This window comes from Aminobacter sp. P4_D5, from assembly GCF_056401815.1.
Genome location: NZ_JBFUIP010000269.1, coordinates 1 through 5,139, shown reverse-complemented (window position 1 = coordinate 5,139; position 5,139 = coordinate 1). Strand labels below are relative to the sequence as shown.

Sequence of the window (5,139 nt, the reverse complement as noted above, 5' to 3'; positions counted from 1 at the left end):
TCAGAAGGTCGTAGATTTCACTCGAAAGGCGCGCACGTCGATTGCCGCTAAGACCATAGGAATCTCGCAGTACGATCGGATCGTAACCCCAAGCTTCGTATTTCCGCAGCCACTTGCGCAGGGCGGTAGGACTTGGCGGTCGGCGCACGGTTACCTCCGTGCCACAACGCTTGGATTTCGCAACGGCGTTGATTTCCATGCCGTTCACGGCAGGCGCAATCTCTTTGATCGCTTCTTGAATGGACTCGTCGGAGCGACTTGCTTTGCGCGCTGCCTCCAGGCGGAGAAACCGATCACAATACTCCTTTCGCCACAGCAATTTCGCTTGCTGTGGCTTGCTGAGATCCGAGATGCGAACCTGGTTGAGTTCCTTGCGTCGTTGGGAAGCAACCAGCGCACGGTAATATCCGTTTGCAACCCGCTGCATACGACCAGCATTGCGGAGCACGAACAGCTCTTCATGCGAAAAGGGACTGGTCAGCTCGCCCGTGGCGTAGTTGCGCAAGATGTGACTGTCTTGGTCACTGGATACGGGTTCGTAGCCAATCCCATCGATGACGATCTTGTCGTAGGTGCCGAACGCCATACGTGGGGCAATATTGTTGTTGGCCATACCGTGATCCCCTCAATTCGCTGCTTCGCCAGGAAGACGCACGTGCGTCTCATGGGTGATGTGGCCGTTTCCGATCGGCACTAAGAGACCGTCACCAATCAGGCAGACCACGGCCATTAAGCCCAGAGCATCAGGGATGGTGGCCGCCAGGATTTCAGCGATCCGGACTGGTCTTTGGAGCGACTGCGCAAACGACCAGATCAGGTCCACGTCGGTTTCGACGCGGCAGCCGTTCGCGCGAACGATCAGGCGTGCGTTTGATGCCCTGGCTCTCGTGATCTGCTGTTCAGTCCGCAGCGCCACCACATCAGCGCAGCCCCTTGGACGCTGTTCGCGGATCAGTTGAAGGGTGTCGAGGATGCCACTTTTAGCAACCTGCTTCTCCGGTTTGATTGCAAACGCGTAGCGCCTGCCGCAATGAAGGCGCACCTCAAGGTCAAACCAATGATGGCRTCGACGCAGATCTCTGTCGAAGTACGGGATCGCAGGAGGTTGATCGCGAATTTCAGCAACGTCGGGACGTGCCATGAGAATGTACATTGCGTCGCGTTCCAGCGTGCTTTCGTAGTGCATTTCCCGATTGGTGCGAGGATTGACGATCGTGCCTCGGAAAGAGCTCCTGCTACGCAAGCTGAACTTTCGCGCAGCCAGCGACTCGGAAGGAGGAACCCACAGTTGGCCCGCCCGAGCAGTGGGAGAGGTCAGTTTGGCATTCATCATCTGTCGACCGTGTTTGCGGCGAGGCTGGCTCGATTCGCTTTCGGGGCGGCGTAGGTGAGGGGGCAGTTTTTTGTTCGACATGGCACAAATCTCCTGTTGTCGGCGCGCGATGGCGGCCGAGTGGTCTGAATTCGGAGATGGTTGAGATCTCCGCAGCGCTTGATCTGGATGAAAGTTCGAGCGTCAGACTGCTATTCGGAGCTGTGCTTGGGGTCCGCGGGAGGCGGCGATGGCGGATACTTTCATTTCATGCCTCCTTTGGCTGGCCGTTGTTGACGGCGGGTTGGAATGCCCAAATCTACGAGAGTTGGACGACAGGAATGCGCTGACGCGGGAGCGTCAGACGAGGCGACTAGACATGGCAAGGTCGGCCTGCGTGTTGAACGTCAACACGTTGAAGGCCAACGCCATATTTGGTGATGTTGAGGTGGGAGAACTGAGAACCGACGCTTCAGCATCGGTGAATCATACCGAAGCCGTTAGGCGGTCGTGCGGGCGTCCCACACAGTTATCGATATGATTTTCGCAGTCATTCTTAAGGTCCTGTCCTGCCCGAGCGAACGTCGGGAAGCGGCTTATGGCAGCGGCCAGAATATTTGGCAAGATCCAAAAACACAGCCGATCGAATATAGTTAATGGCCAAGCAGAGCAATACTCAGATGGAAGCCTACAAACAGGCCTCAATCAAACCAGCTGAAGGTGCGTTAGCCGTCCTCTTCGTCGCCCCACTCAAACGGCACCGAGTTCGAAGCGATCTTTTTGGGTCGAGCCCTGCGCCGCTCCCGTCCTTGCAAGCGAACACGTTCGATCGGGCGAATGGATGGGTCGGGGAGGAGCGATTCCAGATGAGACCTTAGCCCCAAGGCCAGCATCACGCGAACTACTGTGTCTATCGAAGAGGCAGAGCCTTTCTCAAGCCGCGCGACAGTGGCTTCTCCAATTCCAGCGGCCTCTGCCAACTGAGCTTGGGTCATATTCTTGGCTAGTCGATTAGACGCAAATCTGCGCCCAAGATTCCCCAGGATCTGGGTCGTTGATGCAACGGAGTAGTCTGTAGCAGCTGTCATATTTGATGCCTTATGGTCGCTGTGTGCTCTTTAACTATCACATTTGATCGATTATGGCAGCCAGCCTGTAGGCACGGCAAGCACCTGATGGCAAAGAGGCAGAGGATATGCCATTTATGTGGGGCATAGCTCGGAGGCATTCGTGAGGTCTACATGGAAGGCAAATCGGCGTCATGCTGGTCAGCAGGTGACTTCCAAAGGAGAGCCTATTGCCCGTCCTCTTCAAAGGAAGGCTCGATATTCGTTGGAAGAGCTCCTTGTTGGCTCCGAGGTCATGACGAGACTTAATGTGGGAGTTGCCTTCGCTCAGAATGGAGCCCCAGTAGGGGACGAATTATTCTGATCGTTAGGAATGGCCATCGCACTATTTGCCGCCGTGGTTCGGCCGTCCACGAGGCGGCCCATGCCGTGGCGCGCATTCATCTTGGAGTGGCCAGGCTCGCCTTTGATATGGGAAACGCGCTTCGGCTTGTCCGTGAATGCTCAAGTTCAGAAGATGGGGACGGACAACCCTCGTCCCAGCCGCGAGGTGAAGCAATGAGATGCCGAAGGCCCATGCCGCGTTAACTTCACAGCTCGGAGATGTTCAATACTCAGCGGCGAGGAACTAAAAACGTCGTGCCGCTACCGCTGACTGTCGTCTTCCACTCGACATTCTGCCTCTCCGTAGAATTCTGCTTAGCGGCGTCCTTTTCGACTTGCTATCGAACAGTGTGCTGGTCGAGCTCTACCCAATATGCCAAGTGGCCGAGCGGCATCCGATGCCGACCACAGCGCGTCGCATGAACCGGCACTGCAGACCGCCGACCCCCCCAACTCGGTCGCAGTGCCGTGCTTCGACACACCGAAAAGAATGCGTCTCGGCGGGGCCTTGTTACCGCGTTGATCGGCAGAGGTCTTGCTGCGTGACGTCAAACATTTGCGCTGAGCTGCCAGTCGGCTCATATTGCGGCATGGGTCGTTTGCGCGGCGGCGTCCCGGTGATCGGTGAAGCGCTGACAATTCGTCGGAGACCAACTGCGGTGCCATCCTCGATTGGCTTAGCGGCTCACTTGGCGGTCGCACTTCTCGAGTGTCGCGGCATAGACGCCGGTTCTTTACTCGCCCGGTCAAGCCTGTCTCGCGCCGCCCTGGAGGGCCGCCAACGTGTCAAGGTAAAGTCCGTGATCGACTTTCTTGAGCGGGCTTCCCAAGCATTGGGGAATGACTGGATAGGGCCAACTCTGGCGTCCGACTTCGACCTCCGCGAAATCGGGATGCTTTACTATGTAGCTGCATCATCGGAGCGGCTCGGTGATGCACTGAAACGCCTTGAGCGGTACGTGCGGATAGCCGATGAGGCATTGGTGGTACGGATAGCTCAAGGATCAGGCTGCCGCATTGGACTTTCTTATGTGGGGGTATCTCGTCACGACGACCGACATTTGATGGAGTGCCTTGCGGTCGGGATGTTGCGGCTCTGCCGTCAACTTGTCGGCTACAAGATTGTACCTCAGTCGGTGAGTTTCGTTCACCATCGCTCGGATGGCCGAAGAATGCAGCAGGTCCTGGGCTGCGACGTCAGCTTCGACGCATATGTCGATGAGATTTGCTTCGAGGCTGCGGTCATGGAGCTGCCTCTGGTTGGTTATGACCCTTATCTCAACGAGTTGATGGTGAAGAGCTGCGAGGACGCCATCGCGACACGGGCACCTAACATCAGCCCGTTTCGGACATTGGTCGAGAACACCATCGCGCCACTACTGCCGCACGGTGAAGCACAAGCAACGACGGTCGCACGTCGGCTTGGCCTTAGTGAGAGGACATTTGCCCGTAGGTTGTCAGCTGAAGGGTTGAGCTTTGGAGAAATCCTTGACCAATTACGGCGCGATCTGGCGGTGCGCTATCTCGGAGAAAACCTGCAAGCTTCTCAGATTGCCTGGCTACTCGGCTTTCAGCAGCCCAGCGCTTTCAGCCATGCATGCCGCCGCTGGACGGGCAAGAGCCCGCAGCAGTATCGACGGGCTCGCATACAAAGTCTTAGCTTGGCTTAAAGGTACCGGAACTGCGTGACCTTGGCCAATCGCGTTGCGGTTGATATGCCAGCCAATGTTCGTAGTTCGTCGATAGCTGCAGGCTTGGCTGCTGGAAGCAAAGTTTTGGCACCACGGAGCAAGATCGGAAGTCATCGATTAGGTAAACGTGGACATACGCGGGTCTCGACCGATGGCAATGATGCCCTCGGCGCGACGTCTGTCGCGTATCGCAAACTCAACCGTGTTGCGGGACGTGGATACCACTCAGTCGGCCTCAAGGTCGATCCGGTGCTACGAACACCAATCTAATTTCAACAAACAGCACCCACCATCCGCTCGGCGCAATTTCTAATGAGTCGACAATGAGTTGGAGAAATTCAAGCATAATACCGTATGGAACGAGAGACAACAACGCACTGGCAAACAACAAATCGCCGAGTTTCGTAGTTCTGAGTGCACCTGATGTTCGTCCAAGAATGTTATATCGACTGGAGGCCGTAGATGGAGGATTGGGATGACAATGGTGCTCACTACAATAAGAAATTTAGCCATCGCCTTGACTGGAATCTACTGAAGAACTTTCAGGAAATAGTTCATGCGAGGGGCATTACTGCAGCCGCAAACGCCGGTTGGCACAAGCAATCTACAGTAAGCTTAGCTTTGCAGAGGCTCGAGTCCATTTTGGGGAGCAGGCTCTGCCACCGAGGGCGGCGTGGCTTTGAGC

At 56.1% G+C, this 5,139-nt stretch carries 4 protein-coding genes and 1 pseudogene; 2 read left to right on the top strand and 3 right to left on the bottom strand.

From position 1 onward, the window contains the following. The 3 genes and pseudogenes from AC1DWF_RS30155 to AC1DWF_RS30145 form a co-directional block, all read right to left on the bottom strand. Positions 1-613 (bottom strand): annotated as a pseudogene (locus tag AC1DWF_RS30155) (hypothetical protein); the annotation flags it as partial. Between the two features lie 12 nt (positions 614-625). Further along, the gene (locus AC1DWF_RS30150; protein ID WP_476842430.1) at positions 626-1,414 is read right to left on the bottom strand and encodes a PDDEXK family nuclease; all 789 of its coding nucleotides are present in this window, start codon (positions 1,412-1,414) and stop codon (positions 626-628) included. 623 nt (positions 1,415-2,037) lie between these two features. After that, the gene (locus tag AC1DWF_RS30145) at positions 2,038-2,400 is read right to left on the bottom strand and encodes a helix-turn-helix domain-containing protein (RefSeq protein WP_476786416.1); all 363 of its coding nucleotides are present in this window, start codon (positions 2,398-2,400) and stop codon (positions 2,038-2,040) included. Positions 2,401-3,380: 980 nt separating this feature from the next. On the opposite strand from AC1DWF_RS30145, the gene AC1DWF_RS30140 reads away from it, so the two are divergent. Together AC1DWF_RS30140 and AC1DWF_RS30135 are read left to right on the top strand one after the other, a co-directional pair. Continuing rightward, the gene (locus AC1DWF_RS30140) at positions 3,381-4,433 is read left to right on the top strand and encodes an AraC family transcriptional regulator (RefSeq protein WP_476804295.1); all 1,053 of its coding nucleotides are present in this window, start codon (positions 3,381-3,383) and stop codon (positions 4,431-4,433) included. Positions 4,434-4,916: 483 nt separating this feature from the next. After that, a partial coding sequence (locus tag AC1DWF_RS30135; protein WP_476842429.1) for a helix-turn-helix domain-containing protein occupies positions 4,917-5,139 on the top strand: 223 nt, incomplete at its 3' end.